Below are 18,801 nucleotides of genomic sequence, written 5' to 3' on the forward strand. Positions count from 1 at the left end.
TGGGAGAATTTTTAGCAACAACTCCCCCTCTTTTTTTGAACTCTTTGAAATTAAACATAATTCACGTTTTGCCTTGCTCAGCAGGGGCCTGCCCATTGAAATTCGAATCCTTCACGGAATTCTGCGAACGTGTTAGGACAAACCCATATTATTGAAGTGCCTGGAAGGACCGATCATGCACAAGAAAGTCACAAAAGCTATTTTTCCAGTTGCTGGCCTCGGCACACGTTTTTTACCAGCGACAAAATCTGTTCCAAAAGAAATCATGACATTGGTTGATCGTCCGTTGATCCAATATGCGATCGACGAAGCACGGGCCGCCGGAATTACCGAATTTATTTTTGTGACCTCGCGCGGCAAAGGCGCCTTGGAAGACTATTTTGATCATTCGCCAACTTTGGAAGCAGAGCTTGAGCGCAAAGGCAAAACAGACCTAATGGAAGTCTTGCAAGATACTTATATGGATTCTGGTGCGGTGGCCTATGTGCGCCAGCACAAGGCGATGGGTCTGGGTCACGCCGTGTGGTGTGCGCGTCGCCTGATTGGCAACGAGCCAGTAGCTGTATTGTTGCCCGATGACGTGATTGCGTCAGATACACCTTGTCTTAAGCAGATGGTCGAAGCTTATGAGCAAACTGGTGGCAACGTTGTGGCAGCGATGGAAGTGCCTTCTGAGCGCACTTCGTCCTATGGCGTGTTGGACGTCAAAGAAGACATGGGCAATATGGTGTCGGTGAAAGGCATGGTTGAAAAACCAGAAGCCGGTACAGCGCCATCGAATTTGGCTGTGATTGGCCGCTATATCCTGACGCCAGATGTGCTGGGTCATCTTGACACAATGGAAGAGGGTGCAGGTGGCGAGATCCAGTTGACCGATGCCATTGCCAAAGAAATTCAGGCCTCTGACAATGTATATGGCTTCCGTTTCCGCGGACAGCGTTTCGATTGCGGCTCTAAAGCAGGCTTCTTGCAAGCGACGGTGGCATTTGGCCTGGCGCGCGAAGAGTTGAAAGACGAGCTGCAAGGGTATTTGAATGAACTGGCGGCGGTGAAACAAGCCGCAGAATAACACTTAGGACAAAGCAAACGATGAACAAGAATGTTCTGGTAACAGGCGGCGCGGGCTATATTGGCTCGCACGCCTGTAAAGCGTTGCGAGAGGCGGGTTTTGTGCCCGTAACTTTCGACAATTGCTCGACTGGATGGGCAGAAGCCGTCAAATTCGGACCCCTAGAGCGTGGTGATCTTTTGGATCGCGCGCGTCTCGACGAGGTCTTTGCGCAGTATCAGCCAATTGCTGTGATGCATTTTGCCGCCCTCAGTCAGGTGGGCGAAAGCATGCAGGAACCGGGCCGATATTGGCGGGATAACGTCACTGGAGCCTTGAACCTTGCCGAGGCCGCGGTGGCTGCTGGCTGTCTTGACTTTGTCTTTTCTTCAACCTGTGCAACTTATGGCGATCAAGACAATGTGGTGCTGGATGAAAACAGCCAACAATTGCCGATCAATGCCTATGGGGCCTCAAAGCGGGCCATCGAAGACATCCTAAGTGATTTCGAGGCCGCCTATGGGCTGCGCAGCGTGATTTTTCGCTATTTCAACGTGGCAGGGGCGGACCCTGATGCCGAGGTGGGCGAATTTCACCAGCCGGAAACGCATTTGATCCCGCTGATGCTGGATGCGATTGATGGAAAGCGTGATGCGCTGACGATTTTTGGCACAGATTATGACACGCCTGACGGAACCTGTATTCGCGACTATGTGCATGTCTGCGATCTGGTCGACGCGCATGTTCTGGGCTTGAAATGGCTGAAAGATGGCAAAGACAGCCGGGTGTTTAATCTGGGTACAGGCGACGGGTTTTCGGTACGTCAGGTGATTTCACACAGCCATGCGGTGACCAATCGGGATGTTCCCTATGTCGAAGGCGCGCGGCGTGCCGGTGATTGCACGAAACTTGTATCTGGCTCGACCCGCGCAGTTGCGGAACTGGGATGGGAACCGAAACGCTCTAATTTGCAGGCCATGATCAAAGATGCCTGGCGCTGGCACCAAAAAACTGAAGCGCATTACAAAGCTTAGGCTTGTGACTGCAAATCTGGTTTCAATGTCGCCCCTCCTGTTCTGGATGGGCGATTTTTTTTCCTAAACGAACGGTTTGGGCGGACGGGCGCAAAAAACGACGATTTTCAAGCCGGAATTGACGCAAATTCAGCTGTTTTGCCCAATGGCTTCTACTAGGGCTGGTTCAAAGGCAATTCTCATTAGCGAAGAAGAGACCATGACCAGATATGTATTGACCGTCGAATGCCAGTCCCAGCGCGGTCTGGTTGCAGCTATTTCCGGCTTTTTGGCCGAGACGGATTGCAATATTTTGGATTCAGCACAGTTTGATGACCAAAAAACCGGTAAATTTTTTATTCGCCTGACGTTTGAGGCCCCAGAGGCCACAACGCTAGAGGTCTTGGAGACCCAATTTGCTCCGATCAGCGACAAGTTCGAGATGGCCACGACCTTTTATGCCGATGGTGCCAAAATGAAGGTTTTGATCATGGTGTCGCGTTTTGGCCATTGTCTGAACGATCTGCTGTATCGGTCGCGGATTGGGGCCTTGCCGGTCGAGATTGTCGGCGTGATTTCCAATCATATGGATTATCAAAAATCGGTGGTGAATGCCGATATCCCGTTTCACTACATTAAGGTGACAAAAGACACCAAAGCAGAGGCCGAAGCGCGGCAGATGCAGGTGATCGAAGAAACCGGGGCAGAACTCGTTGTATTGGCGCGCTATATGCAGGTGTTGTCTGATGAGATGTGCACCAAAATGTCGGGCCGGATCATCAATATTCACCACTCATTCCTGCCATCTTTCAAAGGTGCCAACCCTTACAAGCAAGCCTTTGAGCGGGGCGTGAAATTGATTGGCGCGACCTCACATTATGTGACCGCGGATCTGGATGAAGGCCCTATCATCGAGCAGGATATTGTGCGCGTAACCCATGCGCAATCTGCCGCAGATTATGTGTCTCTGGGCCGGGATGTCGAAAGCCAGGTTCTGGCGCGGGCGATCCACGCTCATGCGCGGCACCGGGCCTTTATCAACGGCAATAAAACCGTTGTGTTTCCTGCAAGCCCCGGCAGCTTTGCCTCTGAGCGTATGGGCTGAGTTCAGTCCGCCCAGTTGCTGTTTGCAAACGCGTCCCTCTTGGGGCGCGTTTTGTCTTTGGGGTCTAAGCGTCTTCTAGGAAACAGGCCTTTTCGCGCCCTGCTGCGCGATAGAAATCCGGTCGGGATTTTGCACAGCGATCCTGTCGCATAGGGCAGCGCGACTGAAACAGGCAGCCTCGGGGCAAGGCCATGGGGCTTGGCAGATCCCCGTCCAGGATCTGCGGTGTCAGTTTTTGATTTGGGTCAGGCACCGGAACCGCAGACAAAAGCGCCTTGGTATAAGGATGACGCGGGTCCATGACCAACTCTGCGGCGGGCGCGCGTTCCATCATGCCCCCCAGATACATCACCAGAATTTCGTCTGATATGTGTCGCACAACCCCCAAATCATGGGCGACAAACACCAACGTCAGCCCCATATCCTTTTGCAGCTCTTGCAAAATATTCACCACCTGGGCCTGAATAGAGACATCAAGGGCGGACACCGGTTCGTCGCAAAGCAAGATCTTGGGTGACGCAGCTAGGGCCCGAGCAATGCCGATGCGCTGACACTGACCGCCGGAAAACTCATGCGGATAACGGTTTTCATTGCGCCGCGCGATGCCAACACGATCTAGCATTTCACGCGCTTTGGCTTTGCGTTTCGCCCGGTCCATCTCTGGAAAGAACGCTGAAAAGGGTTCTGCTACAATCTCTAGAATGGTCATGCGCGGATTCAGCGAAGCAACCGGATCTTGGAAGATCATTTGCACTTTGCGGCGCAGCGCCATGACCGCTTTGCGCGAGCTATAGTCAATGTCTTGGCCATCCACCCGAACCCGGCCGGATTGCGGCGTTACCAGCCCGCTGATGGCGCGCACCAAAGTGGATTTTCCGCAGCCGCTTTCGCCGACCACGCCCAAAGTTTTACCTTGCTCTAGTGTAAAGCTGACGCCGTTGACGGCCTTGACAACACTGGGGTCTGACCAGGGCCATTTCTTGGATTGATTGACCTTAAATTCAACCGCGAGGTTTTCGACGGATAACATTTCTTGGGTCATGTCAGTTCCTCGATTGGGCGAAGACAGGCCCGCATAGGTTGGCTCGCGGTGAGTTGCGGCAATGTGCTGGTACAGGCGGCAATGGCATCCTCGCAGCGTTCGGCAAAGGGGCAGCCGGTCAGCTCTGACAGCTGGTTTGGCGGCTGACCCGGAATGCTTTGCAGGGTTTCGGTTGGGGCGTGAATGTTGGGCACCGCCCGCATTAGGCCACGGGTATAGGGATGGCTGGGTTGGGCGAAAATTGCTTTGGTATCCGCGCGTTCCATGATGCGCCCGCCATAGAGCACCAGAGTTTCCTCGCAAAAACCAGCCACCACACCAAGGTCATGGGTGATCAACATAATTGAGGTGCCAAAGTCAGATTGGATCTGATCCAAAAGCCGCATGATCTGGGCCTGCACCGTGACGTCCAGTGCGGTTGTTGGTTCATCTGCCAATATCAGCTTGGGGCTGCAAAGCAGCGCCATTGCAATGACGATCCGTTGGCGCATCCCGCCAGAGAACTCATGCGGATAGCTTTTGAGCCGGTTTTTGGCATCCGGGATTTGAACCGCATCCATGGCTTGCAACACACGGCTGCGCGCGGCTTTGCCCCGCAGGCCTTCGTGCAGCTCAAGCACCTCGTTTAGTTGGCGCTCGATGGTCATGTAAGGGTTCAAAGAACTCATCGGGTCCTGAAAAATGATCGCGATGTCTTTGGTGCGGATTTTGTTAAGCTGTGCGCTGGGCAATTGCAGTAAGTTTTGCCCGTTGTAGTTGATGGTGCCGCTGATTTCGGCATTTTTGGCCTGCAGGCCAAGGATCGCCAGGGCGATTTGCGATTTGCCAGAGCCGCTTTCGCCGACGATGGCCAGTTTTTGGGCGGCATCAATGTCAAAGCTGACATCATTGACCGCATGCACGTAGCCATCGTTGGTGCGAAATCGAATGCTGAGGTTTTGAACGGAAAGCATGGTCATGAGCGGTCCTTTGGGTCAAGCGCATCCCGAAGGCCGTCACCGATGTAGTAAAGAGAGACCTGAGCGATCACAAAAAAGGCAGCGGGGTAAGCCAATTGCCACAGCGTGCCAAAGGTCATGGTTTTTGCCCCTTCGGAAATCAACGCGCCCCAGCTTGTGTTGGGTTCCTGAATGCCGACGCCCAAAAAGGACACAAGGCTTTCATACATGATCATTTCGGGAATAGAGATCGACATATAGATGACGATCACCCACAGCATATTGGGCAGGATATGTTTGAAGATGATCTTGGCGTCAGACATGCCTAACATGCGCGCCGCATCTACGAATTCTTTGTTCTTAAGGGTCTGCACCTGGCCGCGTACAATCAATAGGCCAGCGGTCCAATTGATGATCACCATCACCAGGATCATTTGCATCAAAGACCGGCCAAAAAACGCCTGCCAGACCACAAAGAAGATGATGTAGGGGATCGACAGCGTGATGTTGAGGGCGGCCACGATGATCTGATCGGTGCGCCCGCCATAATACCCGGCGATGGCCCCCATCGTCGACCCGACACAAACCGCAATAATGGCCGCGACAAATCCGACCAACAAAGACACCCGGCTGCCCTGAACCACGCGCGCATAAAGATCACGCCCCAGTTCATCAACACCAAAATAGTGGCCGTTTTCAACGTTCGGCCCGCCGCTTTCTTTGATTTTACCGAGCAGGGACCAGTCGATTTCTTCATAGCTCCATTTGGCAAAGGCATGGCCAAAGGTGGCAAACAATACCAGACCAAACAGCATGGTCACCGAAATCACCGCCATGCGGTTTTTGAGAAAGCGCAGACGCGCGTCAGCCCAAAACGAGCGACTGGTGAGCATTTCTTCGGCCGCGGCCTGAACATACTCGGGGCTGTTCATTATTTTCTTGGCTCTCATGACATGTCGCTCCGGACTTTGGGGTCAATCCACGCGTAAATCAGGTCGACCAGCAACAAGAGCACAAAGGTCAGCACGGAATAGAGAATGGCGAGGCCGAGGATCACGGCATAATCGCGGGTATAGGCCGCATCGATAAAGTTTTGCCCGATACCACCGGTTGAAAAGAATATGTCGATAAAGACGGATCCGGTGATCATATAGACAAAGACCGGCCCCATATAAGAGATCACCGGCAAGAGGGCGGGTTTGAGCGCGTGGCGTATCAGAACGGTGTGCTCGGGCAGGCCCTTGGCGCGGGCGGTGCGGATATAAGGCGCACTGAGCGTTTCCAGCAACGAGCCGCGGGTCAGCCGGGCGACCGAGGCCATGTAAGAGGTGCCAAGCGCCACGGCGGGCATAATTACATAGGGCCATTGGCCGCCGTTCCAGCCACCGCCGGGCAGCAAGCCCCAGGACAGGGTGAACAGCAACACCATAATTGGCGCGAGTACAAAGTTTGGGAAAATTTGTGAGAAGATCGCCAGACCCGTCATCACATAGTCCCAAAAGGAATTGTGGCGCAGCGCGGCAACGACGCCCAGAGGGATGCCAATTGCCAGAACAAATATTGCAGAAAAGAAACCATAGGTCAGCGTGACCGGGAAACCCTGGGCGATCAGATCGTTAACCGAACGATCCTTTTGGGCAAAGCTTGGCCCGAAATCAAAATGCAAAACGATGTTTTTCAAATAGGTCCAAAGCTGCACGTAAAGCGGCTCGTCCAGCCCATAGCGTTCAAGCACGTTTTTCATAACGGCGGGCGGCAGGGGGCGCTCTGAGGTGAAGGGTCCGCCGGGCGCGAGACGCATCAGGAAAAAGCAGGCCACAATCAGAATCAGAATTGTGGGGATCACCGCCATTAGGCGGCGCAGGGTGTAATTAAGCATGAAATCCTCGCGGTGCCCCGCCGCCAACAGCGGCGGGACTAAGTGAAACATTCAAAAGCGACGGCTTATTTGGCCACTTTGAAGAGGTCTTTTGAGTAGGTCTGTTGCTGTACGTTTTTCACAGGCCAGCCCATGACGTTGTCTTTCAGCATCATGTTTGCAGAGTAGTGATAGACCGGGATCACCGGCATCTCTTGGGACAAGATCTGCTCGACTTCGGTGTACAGCGGCCCGGCGTCCTGCGAGGATTTTGCCATGGCCATCAGCTCGTCGACACGTGCGTTGCTGAATTTGGCGTCGTTGTAGCCAGAAGACGACACCAGCAGGTCAAGGAAGGTAGAAGCTTCGTTATAATCACCACACCATGCGCCACGGGCCATTTCAAAGTTTTGGTTGCCACGGTTTTCCAGAAAGACTTTCCATTCCTGATTTTCCAAGGTGACTTCGATGCCAAGCTTTTGTTTCCACATCTGCGTGGCCACAATCGCAACAGACTGGTGCGCTTCGGAGGTGTTATAAAGATATTTGAACGCCAAAGGCTTGCCGCCCTTGCCATAGCCCGCCTCTGCCAGCAATTCGACCGCCATGGCGTCGCGCTCTGCTTGGCTGAGACCCGCATAGTCGATCTCTGGCACATCAAAGCCCGCGGTTGCCGAGGGGGTAAAATTATAGGCTGGGAATTGGCCGCCTTGCAGAACCTGATCGACAATCACGTTACGATCCAAGGCCAAGGCCAGCGCCTTGCGCACGCGCACATCTTGGAAGGCTTCCGGGCCGCTCGCCAGGTTATAGGAGAAATAGTAATTGCACAGACGTGGAACCGCGATGGCTTCAGCCGGGAATTCGTCTTTCAGCGCAGGATACTGGCCGGCTGGAATGTCGGTCTTGTCCAATTCGCCCGCGCGATAGCGGGTCAAACCCTGGGCGTCATCGCCAATCACCAGCGCAACAACGGTGTCTAGAACCGTGTTTTCGTTGTCCCAGTAGTTCGGGTTGCGCACGCGAGTCGAGCGCTCTTTGAGCACGTGCTCTGTCAAAGTGTAGGCACCGTTGCCAACCATGTTGCCCGGACGGATCCAAGAATCGCCATGGGCTTCGACCGCCCATTTTGGCGCTGGGAATGTGGTCGTATGGGTGACCATTTCAGCGAAATACGGCAGGGGCTGCGTGAGGTTGACCACAAAGGTGTAATCATCGGTGGCTGACACGCCGAGGTCGTCAGGGGTTTTTTCACCGGAAATAATTTCGGCACCGTTTTTGACAGACATCAATTCCATGTACCATGCATAAGGCGATGCAAGCGCCGGATCGACGGCGCGTTTCCAGCCATACACGAAATCATGGGCGGTCACCGGCTTGCCGTCAGACCATTTTGCGTCTTGGCGCAGGTGGAATGTATAGGTCATGTTATCTGCGCTGACATCATGGTGGGTGGCCACGCCCGGCACGTTGTTGCCTTCGGAGTCCTGATTGTAGAGGCCTTCGAAAAGGTCACGCAATACAACGGACCCTGCGACGCCTTCGTTCAGCTGTGGGTCCAGCGAAGCAAATTCATCTAAAATACGATAGGTATAGGTCTGGTCAGCGGCCAGTTTTGTACCAGTGGGCACATCTGCAGCAAAGGCCGTGGACGACAGGGCCGTGGTGAACGTGAGCGCAAGGGCAAAAGTGGTTTTTTTCATTTTAGTAGCTCCCAATTTTCTTTCTTATGAGGGCTGCTTGCTCTGATGCGAGGCTTGGGGGATTTGCGATATGCAGATCCTCTTAACCATTGCGCAGCGATCAGACCGGCAGCTCGTGAACACAAGCTTTAAGCGCGACGGAAATAACCATGAAATATGGGTCGGCACGCAGGGCTTCGTCATGCCCAAATTATTTGGAGACAGGCCCTGCAAGGCAAATGCCGGTTTTGCATAGCCTCATGTTCCACCGACATAAGACCGATGCAAGCCACCAAGCGCCCGCAGATTTGAAAACGCTTTTGTGTGTCTATCTTCTTGTTTAGTAACGGTTAAGTTTATGAAGATCTTGCGGGTTTGATCAAAGAAACGCGCAAACGAACACAAAGCCCAATCACAGCGCGGGCGGTTTGACGCAGTGAAAAATCTGTCGGGCACGGGTTTTGTGATTGGGTTGGTAAGATGATCTGCGGCGCAGGTGGCCTGAAATTGCACAGAATCGAATGTGCGGGATGGCCGGGAAAAACGTCGTAAATGATCATGACAATAATTGTGAAACTGCCCATAGTGGGTTCAGCAATTTTGGAATGAAAGTCGCGCGGCATTGCTGCGGACCAGAGCGAGATGAAGGATAGATCTATGATGAGAACACGTGCTGCTGTTGCGGTTGAAGCGGGCAAACCGTTGGAAATCATGGACGTGAACTTGGAGGGCCCTCGGGCTGGAGAAGTTCTGGTTGAGATCAAGGCCACCGGGCTGTGTCACACGGATGAATTCACCCGCTCTGGGGATGATCCCGAAGGTATTTTTCCGGCCATTTTGGGCCATGAAGGCGCTGGGGTTGTCATCGAGATCGGCGAAGGTGTGACCTCGTTAGAAGTGGGGGACCATGTGATCCCGCTCTACACGCCAGAGTGCCGCGAATGCGAATATTGTTTGAACCCAAAAACCAACCTGTGCCAAAAAGTGCGGTCCACGCAGGGTCAGGGTCTGTTGCCGGATGGGTCCACCCGGTTTTCCATGTTGGATGGCACGCCGATCCATCACTATATGGGCTGTTCTACCTTTGCCAATCACACCGTGGTGCCTGAAATCGCCCTAGCAAAGGTGCGTAAAGACGCGCCGTTTGACAAGATTTGTTATATTGGCTGTGGGGTCACCACCGGCATTGGCGCGGTGATCAACACAGCCAAGGTCGAGATTGGTTCCCGGGCGATTGTCTTTGGTCTGGGGGGCATTGGGTTGAATGTCATTCAGGGTCTGCGTTTGGCAGGGGCGGATCAAATTGTCGGCGTCGATCTGAATGCCTCAAAGGTTGAAATGGGTGAAAAGTTTGGCATGACCGACTTTGTAAACCCAGCCGAAGTTGACGGCGATCTTGTGGCGCATCTGGTAGAGCTGACCAAGGGCGGCGCGGATTATACTTTTGACGCGACTGGCAATGTGAATGTGATGCGGACCGCCCTTGAGGCGGCGCATAAGGGCTGGGGGGAATCGATCATTATTGGCGTTGCACCAGCCGGGGCTGAAATCTCGACCCGTCCGTTTCAATTGGTCACCGGGCGCGTGTGGCGCGGCACGGCCTTTGGCGGCGCAAAGGGCCGCACAGATGTGCCAAAAATTGTCGATTGGTACATGGACGGTAAGATCGAAATTGATCCGATGATCACCCACAAACTGAGCCTTGATCAAATCAACGAAGGTTTTGAACTGATGCACGCAGGCAAATCTATCCGTGCTGTGGTGGAGTTCTAATTGATCTGCTCTGGCATCGCCAAGTGACGATGCCGGCTGATCGCTGACCCCTGACGATTGCTTCGTTTTTAGCCCGGCCTGCGCTTAATCGCGTGGGCCGTTTTGATGTTGGGGGACCATTTGCCGGTTACGGCGCAAGCCCCCCCCCCGCAGCTGATCGCGTTGATTTTTGAATTGGAGGTGAGAATCAGTTGACAATTGGAACGTTCCAAAATACGAATATGGAACGTTCCAAATTAGGAGGCTGAAAATGCATTGGGGTTTGATAGGCGCGAGCACAATTGCCGCAGAGCATGTTGTTGGTGCAATCCGCAGTCAGGACGGCCACAGCGTCAATTCTGTTTTCAGCACCAGCCAGGCGCGGGGTGAAAAATACGCCGCCGATCATGGCATTGATCAGGCTGTGACCTCTCTGGATGCGATCTTGTCGGATGCCTCCATTCAGGCTGTCTATATTTCGACCACCAATGAAAAGCACATGCCACAGGCTTTGGCTGCCATTGCGGCAGGCAAACATGTCATGTGCGAAAAGCCACTGGCGATGACCGCTGCGGACGCGATCACCATGGTGAACGCTGCAAAAGAGGCGGGTGTTGTCTTGGCGACGAACCATCATCTGCGCAATGCGGGCAGCCATTTGGCCATCAAAGATCTGATCGTCAAAGGTGTGCTCGGGGACATTTTGAGCATCCGCATCAACCATGCGGTTCTATTGCCAGAGCACCTGCGCGGTTGGCGTTTGAATGACGCGGATGCCGGCGGCGGTGTAATCCCTGATATTGTAGTGCATGACGCAGACACGGTGCGTTTTCATCTTGATGAAGACCCGATCGAGGTTGTGGCGATGGAGTCCCACGGCGCACTGTCACGGGGCGTCGAAGACAGCGCGATGTCGATCTGGCGCATGCCGTCCGGTGTGCAGGTCCTGACACATGAAAGCTTTACCCATCCATTTTCGCCGTCGGGATTCGAGGTGCATGGCACCAAGGGGTCAGCGATTGCGCGCAACGTCATGACGCAACAGCCGGTTGGCGAAATCATGTTGCACAACGGTGAGGGCGTGCAGACCGTGCCCTATGCGGATCACAACCTTTATGCGCGCTCTTTTGGACTGTTTGCCGCCGCCGTGCGTGGCGAAGGGCAACCTGCGGCTTCGGGTATTGATGGCGTAAAATCCTTGGCGGTGGCAGAGGCGGTCAAGCAAGCCGCTGTGTCAGGCCGCGTCACCTCTGTTGATTATCGCGGAGTGTAATATGTCAAAGGTTGTCTCAGCAGAGCATGCGGTCCAACAGATCTTGGATGATCAGGTGGTCACAATTTCGTCCTCCTCGGGATTGGGCTGCCCTGACTTGGTGCTCAAGGCGCTGGGCGCGCGGTTTGACAAAACAGGCTCTCCCAAAGGGCTTACGACGCTTAATCCCATCGCAGCCGGTGATATGTATGGCATCAAAGGTATTGATCATATCGCAAAAGATGGCCTGTTAAGCCGCATTCTTGCGGGCAGTTATCCGTCGGGTCCGTCGTCAAAAGAGATGCCTGAGATATGGAAGATGATCGTCGAGGACCGCGTTGCGGCCTATAATGTTCCCTCGGGCATTATGTTTGACATGCATCGCGATGTGGCGGCCAAACGGCCAGGCGTTTTGACCCGTGTGGGGCTTGATACCTTTGCTGATCCGATCCGCGAGGGCTGTGCGATGAACGCGCTGGCGGCGGAATCGCCGATTGTGTCGCGCACGGAATTTGCGGGCGAAACCTGGCTGCATTTTCCCAATGTCATTCCCAATGTGGCAATCTTGCGGGCCACCACTGCGGATGAACATGGCAATCTGACATACGAACACGAAGGGGCCTATCTGGGTGGACTAGAGCAGGCAATCGCAGTTCGAAACCACGGCGGCATCGTGATTGCGCAGGTCAAACGCGTGACAACGCGCGGCAGCCTGAACCCGCATGCTGTACGCGTGCCGGGGCATCTGGTTGATTTTGTTGTGGTCGACCCAGAGCAGAAGCAAACCACAGAAACATTGTATGATCCGGCCATCTCCGGAGAGATCAACCGGCCCCTTGATGGATTTGCGATCCCGGAATTATCGGTTGAAAAAGTTCTGGCGCGCCGCGCGGCGATGGAGTTGAAGGCAGGCCAAACCGCCAACCTTGGCTTTGGCATTTCCGCCCAAGTTCCGCGTATTTTGCTAGAGGAAAACCAAGCGCAAGCTGTGACCTGGGCGATTGAGCAAGGCGCTGTTGGCGGTGTGCCTTTGACAGGGTTTGCCTTTGGCTGCGCCTCAAATGCGGATGGGTTTTTGCCATCTCCTCAGCAGTTCACCTATTTCCAGGGTGGCGGGTTTGACGTGTCGTTCTTGTCTTTCCTAGAGGTCGATCGTCAAGGCAATGTGAATGTCTCGAAGCTTGGTAAAAAACCCTATTTAACAGCGGGTTGTGGCGGTTTTGTTGATATTGTGGCCAATGCCAAAAAGATCGTGTTTTCTGGCTATTTCGAAGCCGGAGCGCAGATCGAGATTACGCCGGAGGGGCTGACAATCGCCAAACCAGGGAAGTTTACCAAGATGGTAGAGGCTGTCGAACATGTGACCTTTTCGGGCAAGCGCGCCTTGGTCTTGGGACAAGAGATTATCTATATCACCGAGCGCTGTGTGATGCGGTTGACGGATCAGGGGCTTGAGGCTGTCGAGATCATGCCCGGCATTGATCCGGAACGTGATATTGTTGCAGCCTCTGGTGGGCGTGTGCGGATCGCCGAAAACGCAACGCTTGCCTCTTTGGCCTTGCTGCAAGCGCGGCCCATGGGGCTGAAGCTATGAGCGCGGTGCACCTGAAAATTACCGGCCCGATTGCGGTTCTGACGCTGGACAATGCGCCAAAGCTGAATGCGCTGACACCTGACATGTTGTGCGCGCTTGAAAGCCATTGCGACGCCTTGGATCAAAACGCCGATGTGCGGGTGATCTTGCTGACCGCTGATCATCCCAAAGCCTTTTGTGTGGGCGCTGATATCACCGCTTGGGCGGATTTGCCGGCTGCGCAGTTTGCGCGCTCTTGGGTGCGTGGCGGACACAGAATCTTTGATCGGCTGGCGCGCTTATGCAAGCCAACCATAGCGGTGCTCAATGGCCATGCGTTTGGCGGTGGTCTGGAATTGGCGGCGGCCTGTGATTTGCGCGTGATGGCCCCCAATGCACGGATTGCTTTGCCAGAGGCCAGCGTTGGCATTGTGCCGGGCTGGTCAGGCACGCAGCGGTTACACCGGCTTTTGCCCGAACCGGTGCTGAAAGAGATGGTGCTGTTTGGCCGCCAACTTGGGGCAGACCGGGCGCAACAGTTGGGCTTTGTGGCCGAAGTGTCAGAAGACCCGATGGCCGTGGCGCTGACAATTGCTGAAAGCACGGCGCAACTGTCCCCACGGGCCACCGAAATCAGCAAATACATGATCCATGCCGGGGCAGGTGAAGACAGTGCCGCCTTGATTGAAACAATGGGCGGCGGCTTGATCGCTGACACTGATGACAAGGCCGAGGGCGTTGCCGCCTTTGTCGCCAAACGTAAACCAGATTTTTCGGGACAATCCTAATGACAGTGCACGATCTTACACTCATTCCTGCCAAGAGCCAGCCAGAGGATGCGCTGCACAATGCACAGCATCTGATCGATGGCGCTTGGGTCGACAGCGCTGATGGGGCGGTTTTTGAGCGGCGCTCGCCCGCGCATGGCACACTGGTATCGCGCATTGCCAAAGGCGGTGCGTCTGACGCGGAAGCCGCGATTTTGGCCGCGCGGCGCGCGTTTGATGCAGGGGACTGGGCGCAAATGTCGGGCAAGGACCGGGCCGCCCTTTTGCTAAAAACGGCGGATCTGATTGATGAAAACCGCGCGCGCATTGCCCGTTTGGAAGTGTTAGAAAGCGGCAAGCCAATTTCGCAGGCCGAGGCCGAGATCGAAGGCGCGGCAGATCTGTGGCGCTTTGCAGCCTCTTTGGCACGCACGTTGCACGGTGACAGCCACAATAGTCTTGGCAAAGACATGTTGGCCATGGTGCTTAAGGAACCGATTGGCGTTGTATCGTTGATCACGCCGTGGAATTTCCCATTTCTTATTGTTAGTCAAAAGCTGCCCTTTGCTTTGGCAGCTGGTTGTACCTGTGTCGTGAAACCATCAGAACTGACTCCCTCGACCACGGGTATTCTGGGTGAATTGCTGATGCAGGCGGGCCTGCCGGCTGGCGTGGTCAACATTGTTCAGGGTTTTGGGGACCCAGTTGGCAGCATCCTAACCTCGCATCCGGCGGTGGATATGGTCAGCTTTACCGGCTCGACCCAGGTTGGCAAAGCCATCGAAAAAGCTGCAGCTGACACATTGAAAAAGGTTGCGTCTGAACTGGGCGGGAAAAATCCACAGGTGTTGTTTGCCGATGCGGATATCGACAGCGCCGTCGATGCGATTGTGTTTGGCATCTATTTCAACGCTGGGGAATGCTGCAACTCCGGGTCGCGCATCATTGTTCACGAAGATATCGCCCAAGAGGTGACGCGTCGCGTGGTTGCGCTAAGCCGCAAAGTGCCTTTTGGCGATCCGCTGCATCCAGACACCAAAGTTGGGGCCATCATCCACCAAGGCCATCAGGACAAGATCAACTCTTATGTCCAAGAGGCAGTCGCTGCGGGTGCCAAAGTTGAAATTGGTGGCGCCCCCATTCAGGTCGACGGATTGGAGGGTGCGTTTTTTGCCCCCACCGTGGTGTCAAGCCTGACAGCGGACATGCCGATTGCCCGCGAAGAAGTGTTTGGCCCGGTTTTGGCGGTGCTGACCTTTCGCACAATGGACGAGGCCATCGCCCTGGCGAATGGTGCCAACTATGGGCTGTCAGCAGGGGTATGGAGTGAAAATATCCATACTTGTCTGGAGTTTAGCCGCCGTGTGCAGGCGGGCACCGTTTGGACAAATACCTGGATGGATGGCTTTTCCGAACTGCCTTTTGGCGGGGTCAAGGAAAGCGGCCAGGGGCGCGAACTTGGGCGCTATGGGCTTGAAGAATTTATGGAACTTAAGACCGTGCAAATGCGGATTGGCCGCTCGCGCACACATTGGATTTGATCTGCAACGACAGGTCAATGCTCACGCATAATGGGAGGATACCATGCGTAAACAATTTTTGAAAACCACAACAGCCCTGATGATCGGTGCCTTTTCAGCCAACATGGCTGCAGCACAAGACGTCGAAGTTCTGCACTGGTGGACATCCGGTGGCGAAGCCGCCGCTTTGAATGTGCTTAAACAAGATCTTGAAGGCCAAGGCATTGGCTGGAACGACATGCCGGTTGCGGGCGGTGGTGGCGAAAGCGCCATGACAGTTTTGCGCGCACGTGTAACAGCGGGCAACCCGCCAACCGCCGTGCAAATGCTGGGCTTTGATATTCTTGATTGGGCCGGCGAAGGCGCGCTTGCGGATCTGAATGCCGTTGCTGTGGCCGAAGGCTGGGACGATGTGGTGCCAGAGGCTCTGCAAGCCTTTGCAAAGCACGATGGCAAATGGGTTTCTGCGCCAGTCAACGTGCATTCCACCAACTGGGTTTGGGCCAACAAGGCGGTACTGGACGCCAATGGCATTGCTGTGCCAACAACTTGGGAAGAATTTGAGGCGGCATTGGCGACATTGTCAGCCGCAGGTGTGACGCCGATTGCCCATGGTGGGCAAGCCTGGCAGGAAGCGACCGTGTTTGATGCGGTTGCCATGTCAACTGGTGGCCCAGAGTTCTATAAGTCAGCGTTTGTTGATCTAGACGAGGCGGCACTTGGGTCCGATACAATGGTCGAAGCCTTCCGTCGCATGGGCGTAATTCGCGCCAATGTCGACGACAACTTCTCGGGTCGTGACTGGAACCTTGCCACCGCGATGGTGATCAATGGCGAAGCCGCGTTCCAGTTGATGGGTGATTGGGCCAAGGGCGAGTTCATCAATGCAGGCAAAGTGCCGGGCGAAGACTTTTTGTGCTTCCGCTTCCCCGGAACCGCAGATCAGGTGACATTCAACGCGGACCAATTTGCCTTGTTTGATCAAGGGGGCGACGTGTCTTCTGCTCAGGCCGCTTTGGCAACAGCCATCCTGTCAACTTCGTTCCAATCAGCCTTTAACGTCGTAAAAGGCTCAGCTCCGGCGCGTACAGACGTCAGCAACGAAGCCTTTGATGCTTGTGGCAAGAAAGCCATGGCGGATTTGGCCGCGGCGGCAGAGTCAGGCAACTTGTTTGGCTCGATGGCCCATGGTCATGCGGCACCGGCCAGCGTGAAAAACGCGGTGTATGACGTTGTGACCGCGCATTTCAATGGCGAGTTTGATGCGCAAACAGCAGCGGACGAATTGGTCGATGCAGTAGAAATCGCAAAATAGAAAACGAAAAATGCGCTGGGGCCGGAACCGGTCCCAGCGCACAAATGCCATAAAAGGGGGGAACGCAATGACGATGCAGTTCACCGATACAACGGCCCGAAGTACGGCGCTCAACAAGCCCGACTTTCGGACACGGCTCCAGAATTGGATCCCAAAGTTAGTGCTTTCACCTTCGATCGCGTTGATATTATTCTTTGTGTACGGGTTTATCATTTTTTCGGTATATCTGAGTTTTACCGACAGCCGTATTTTGCCCAGCTACGGGTGGGTAGGCTTTGAAAACTATGAAAAACTATTCAAGCTGCGCCATTGGGACATCGCGGTTGATAACCTGATTGTTTTTGCCGGGCTATATATTGTCTTGTGCACGGTCATCGGGCTGGTTCTGGCGATTTTTCTGGATCAAAAGATCCGGGGCGAAAGCGTCTTACGGCCAATCTTTCTCTATCCAATGGCACTAAGCTTTATCGTGACAGGCACGGCTTGGAAGTGGTTTTTGGATCCGGGCATTGGTCTGGAACATACCATGCATCTTTGGGGCTGGGAAAGCTTCAGCTTTGATTGGATCAAGGACCGCAACTTTGCAATCTATACCGTTGTGCTTGCGGCGGTCTGGCAATCAAGCGGCTTTGTGATGGCCATGTTTCTTGCGGGTCTGCGCGGCATCGACAATGAAATGCTCAAGGCTGCGCAAATGGATGGGGCCAGCAACTTTGCGCTTTATCGCAGGATCATCATACCTCAACTGCGCCCGGCGTTCCTGTCGGCCTTTGTGATCCTCAGCCATCTGGCGATCAAGTCCTATGACCTTGTTGTTGCCTTGACCGGCGGCGGGCCAGGTCGCGCCACCGAAGTGCCTGCAACTTTTATGTATTCTTATACGTTTACACGAAACCAGATGGGCATTGGCGCGAGTTCTGCCGTGATCATGCTGCTGACCATTGTCGCGATCATGGTGCCTTATCTTTATTCTGAACTGCGGGAGAAGAAATAATGTCTGTTGCAAGCTCTGATACGGCCATTCGCACCGGGCGCATCACCCGCACTTTCCTATACCTCGTGCTGCTGTTGTTTGCCTTGTTCTACCTACTGCCCTTTGGGGTGATGGTGGTGAATTCGGTCAAACCCCTATCTGAAATCACCGGCGGCAACATGATGGCCTTGCCGAAAGTCTGGACGTTTGAGCCGTGGTATGAAGCCTGGGCAACCGCACAGATCGGGGTCGAGCCAACCGGGTTGAAACCTTACTTCTGGAACTCGATCAAAATGGTTGTTCCTGCGGTGACCATATCGACCCTACTGGGGGCGTTGAACGGCTATGTGCTGACCAAATGGCGGTTCAAATATGACACGCTGGTGTTCGGATTTATGCTGTTTGCCTGCTTTATTCCGTTCCAGATCGTTTTGATCCCAATGGCACGGGTGCTGGGTTTCACTGGCATGGCTGGTTCCACACCGGGTTTGGTTTTTGTACATGTGATCTTTGGCCTTGGCTTTACCACGCTGTATTTCAAAAACTACTATCAGGTTTTTCCAACCGAGTTGATCCGCGCGGCGCAGATCGACGGTGCAGGGTTCTTTCGCATCTTTCAGCGGATCCTGCTGCCTAGCTCTGGACCCATCATCGTTGTGAGCGTGATTTGGCAGTTTACCAATATTTGGAATGACTTTCTGTTTGGGGCTTCTTTTGCGGATCTGGACAGCCAGCCGATGACCGTGGCGCTTAACAACCTGGTGAACTCTTCGCATGGGGTCAAACAGTACAACGTGCATTTTGCCGGAGCGATACTCGCGGCTTTGCCAACCCTGATCGTCTACATCGTGGCGGGTCGCTACTTTGTGCGCGGTCTGATGGCCGGATCGGTCAAAGGGTAACCAAACAAACCTACGTTCCGACGCGCCTTGTGTCGGACTCCTCTAGTTATAATCAGGAGAA

General features: G+C 54.3%; 16 protein-coding genes. 11 read left to right on the top strand and 5 right to left on the bottom strand.

The genetic code is table 11. The features are described from left to right. The first annotated feature begins 175 nt into the window (after positions 1-175). From galU to purU, 3 genes are all read left to right on the top strand, one after another. Positions 176-1,069: a UTP--glucose-1-phosphate uridylyltransferase GalU gene (gene galU / locus ABXG94_RS11930; RefSeq protein WP_353534435.1), complete on the top strand. Its 894-nt coding sequence runs from the start codon at positions 176-178 to the stop codon at positions 1,067-1,069. A gap of 20 nt (positions 1,070-1,089) precedes the next feature. Further along, entirely contained in the window at positions 1,090-2,082 is a 993-nt protein-coding gene (gene galE, locus ABXG94_RS11935; RefSeq protein ID WP_353534437.1) for a UDP-glucose 4-epimerase GalE, read from the top strand. Positions 2,083-2,281: 199 nt separating this feature from the next. Further along, a complete protein-coding gene (gene purU, locus ABXG94_RS11940; RefSeq protein ID WP_353534439.1) occupies positions 2,282-3,166 on the top strand; it encodes a formyltetrahydrofolate deformylase in 885 nt (294 codons plus the stop codon). 64 nt (positions 3,167-3,230) lie between these two features. On the opposite strand, the gene ABXG94_RS11945 is transcribed toward purU, so the two are convergent. From ABXG94_RS11945 to ABXG94_RS11965, 5 genes are all read right to left on the bottom strand, one after another. After that, positions 3,231-4,208 carry an ABC transporter ATP-binding protein gene (locus ABXG94_RS11945; protein WP_353534441.1) on the bottom strand — a complete coding sequence of 326 codons (978 nt, stop codon included), beginning with the start codon at positions 4,206-4,208 and terminating at the stop codon, positions 3,231-3,233. Then, complete coding sequence (locus ABXG94_RS11950) at positions 4,205-5,167, bottom strand: ABC transporter ATP-binding protein (protein ID WP_353534443.1); 963 nt, start codon at positions 5,165-5,167, stop codon at positions 4,205-4,207. Before ABXG94_RS11950 ends, ABXG94_RS11945 begins: the two co-directional genes overlap by 4 nt. After that, positions 5,164-6,078, bottom strand: a complete 915-nt coding sequence (locus ABXG94_RS11955) for an ABC transporter permease (protein ID WP_353534445.1) — start codon at positions 6,076-6,078, stop codon at positions 5,164-5,166. The genes ABXG94_RS11950 and ABXG94_RS11955 overlap by 4 nt, the downstream gene beginning before the upstream one ends. A gap of 14 nt (positions 6,079-6,092) precedes the next feature. After that, positions 6,093-7,025, bottom strand: a complete 933-nt coding sequence (locus tag ABXG94_RS11960; protein WP_353534447.1) for an ABC transporter permease subunit — start codon at positions 7,023-7,025, stop codon at positions 6,093-6,095. 65 nt (positions 7,026-7,090) lie between these two features. Continuing rightward, a complete protein-coding gene (locus ABXG94_RS11965; RefSeq protein ID WP_353534449.1) occupies positions 7,091-8,707 on the bottom strand; it encodes a peptide ABC transporter substrate-binding protein in 1,617 nt (538 codons plus the stop codon). A gap of 639 nt (positions 8,708-9,346) precedes the next feature. Between ABXG94_RS11965 and ABXG94_RS11970 the strand changes: the two genes are divergently transcribed. The 8 genes from ABXG94_RS11970 (at position 9,347) to ABXG94_RS12005 (ending at position 18,740) form a co-directional block, all read left to right on the top strand. Beyond that, positions 9,347-10,459 (top strand): S-(hydroxymethyl)glutathione dehydrogenase/class III alcohol dehydrogenase, encoded by a 1,113-nt coding sequence (locus ABXG94_RS11970; protein ID WP_353534538.1) that lies wholly within the window; start codon positions 9,347-9,349, stop codon positions 10,457-10,459. A 250-nt stretch (positions 10,460-10,709) separates the two neighbouring features. After that, positions 10,710-11,711, top strand: a complete 1,002-nt coding sequence (locus tag ABXG94_RS11975) for a Gfo/Idh/MocA family protein (RefSeq protein WP_353534451.1) — start codon at positions 10,710-10,712, stop codon at positions 11,709-11,711. A 1-nt stretch (position 11,712) separates the two neighbouring features. Further along, positions 11,713-13,284 carry an acyl CoA:acetate/3-ketoacid CoA transferase gene (locus ABXG94_RS11980; protein ID WP_353534453.1) on the top strand — a complete coding sequence of 524 codons (1,572 nt, stop codon included), beginning with the start codon at positions 11,713-11,715 and terminating at the stop codon, positions 13,282-13,284. Next, positions 13,281-14,051 carry an enoyl-CoA hydratase/isomerase family protein gene (locus tag ABXG94_RS11985; RefSeq protein WP_353534455.1) on the top strand — a complete coding sequence of 257 codons (771 nt, stop codon included), beginning with the start codon at positions 13,281-13,283 and terminating at the stop codon, positions 14,049-14,051. The genes ABXG94_RS11980 and ABXG94_RS11985 overlap by 4 nt, the downstream gene beginning before the upstream one ends. Then, positions 14,051-15,571, top strand: coding sequence for an aldehyde dehydrogenase family protein (locus ABXG94_RS11990; RefSeq protein ID WP_353534457.1), 1,521 nt, complete (start codon positions 14,051-14,053; stop codon positions 15,569-15,571). The genes ABXG94_RS11985 and ABXG94_RS11990 overlap by 1 nt, the downstream gene beginning before the upstream one ends. 43 nt (positions 15,572-15,614) lie before the next feature. Then, positions 15,615-16,865 carry an ABC transporter substrate-binding protein gene (locus ABXG94_RS11995; RefSeq protein ID WP_353534459.1) on the top strand — a complete coding sequence of 417 codons (1,251 nt, stop codon included), beginning with the start codon at positions 15,615-15,617 and terminating at the stop codon, positions 16,863-16,865. A 67-nt stretch (positions 16,866-16,932) separates the two neighbouring features. Further along, the gene (locus tag ABXG94_RS12000) at positions 16,933-17,859 is read left to right on the top strand and encodes a carbohydrate ABC transporter permease (protein WP_353534461.1); all 927 of its coding nucleotides are present in this window, start codon (positions 16,933-16,935) and stop codon (positions 17,857-17,859) included. Then, positions 17,859-18,740: a carbohydrate ABC transporter permease gene (locus tag ABXG94_RS12005; RefSeq protein WP_353534463.1), complete on the top strand. Its 882-nt coding sequence runs from the start codon at positions 17,859-17,861 to the stop codon at positions 18,738-18,740. The genes ABXG94_RS12000 and ABXG94_RS12005 overlap by 1 nt, the downstream gene beginning before the upstream one ends. Positions 18,741-18,801: the final 61 nt, after the last annotated feature.

The sequence above is a fragment of the Cognatishimia sp. WU-CL00825 genome, from assembly GCF_040364665.1.
Taxonomy (GTDB): Bacteria; Pseudomonadota; Alphaproteobacteria; order Rhodobacterales; family Rhodobacteraceae; genus Cognatishimia.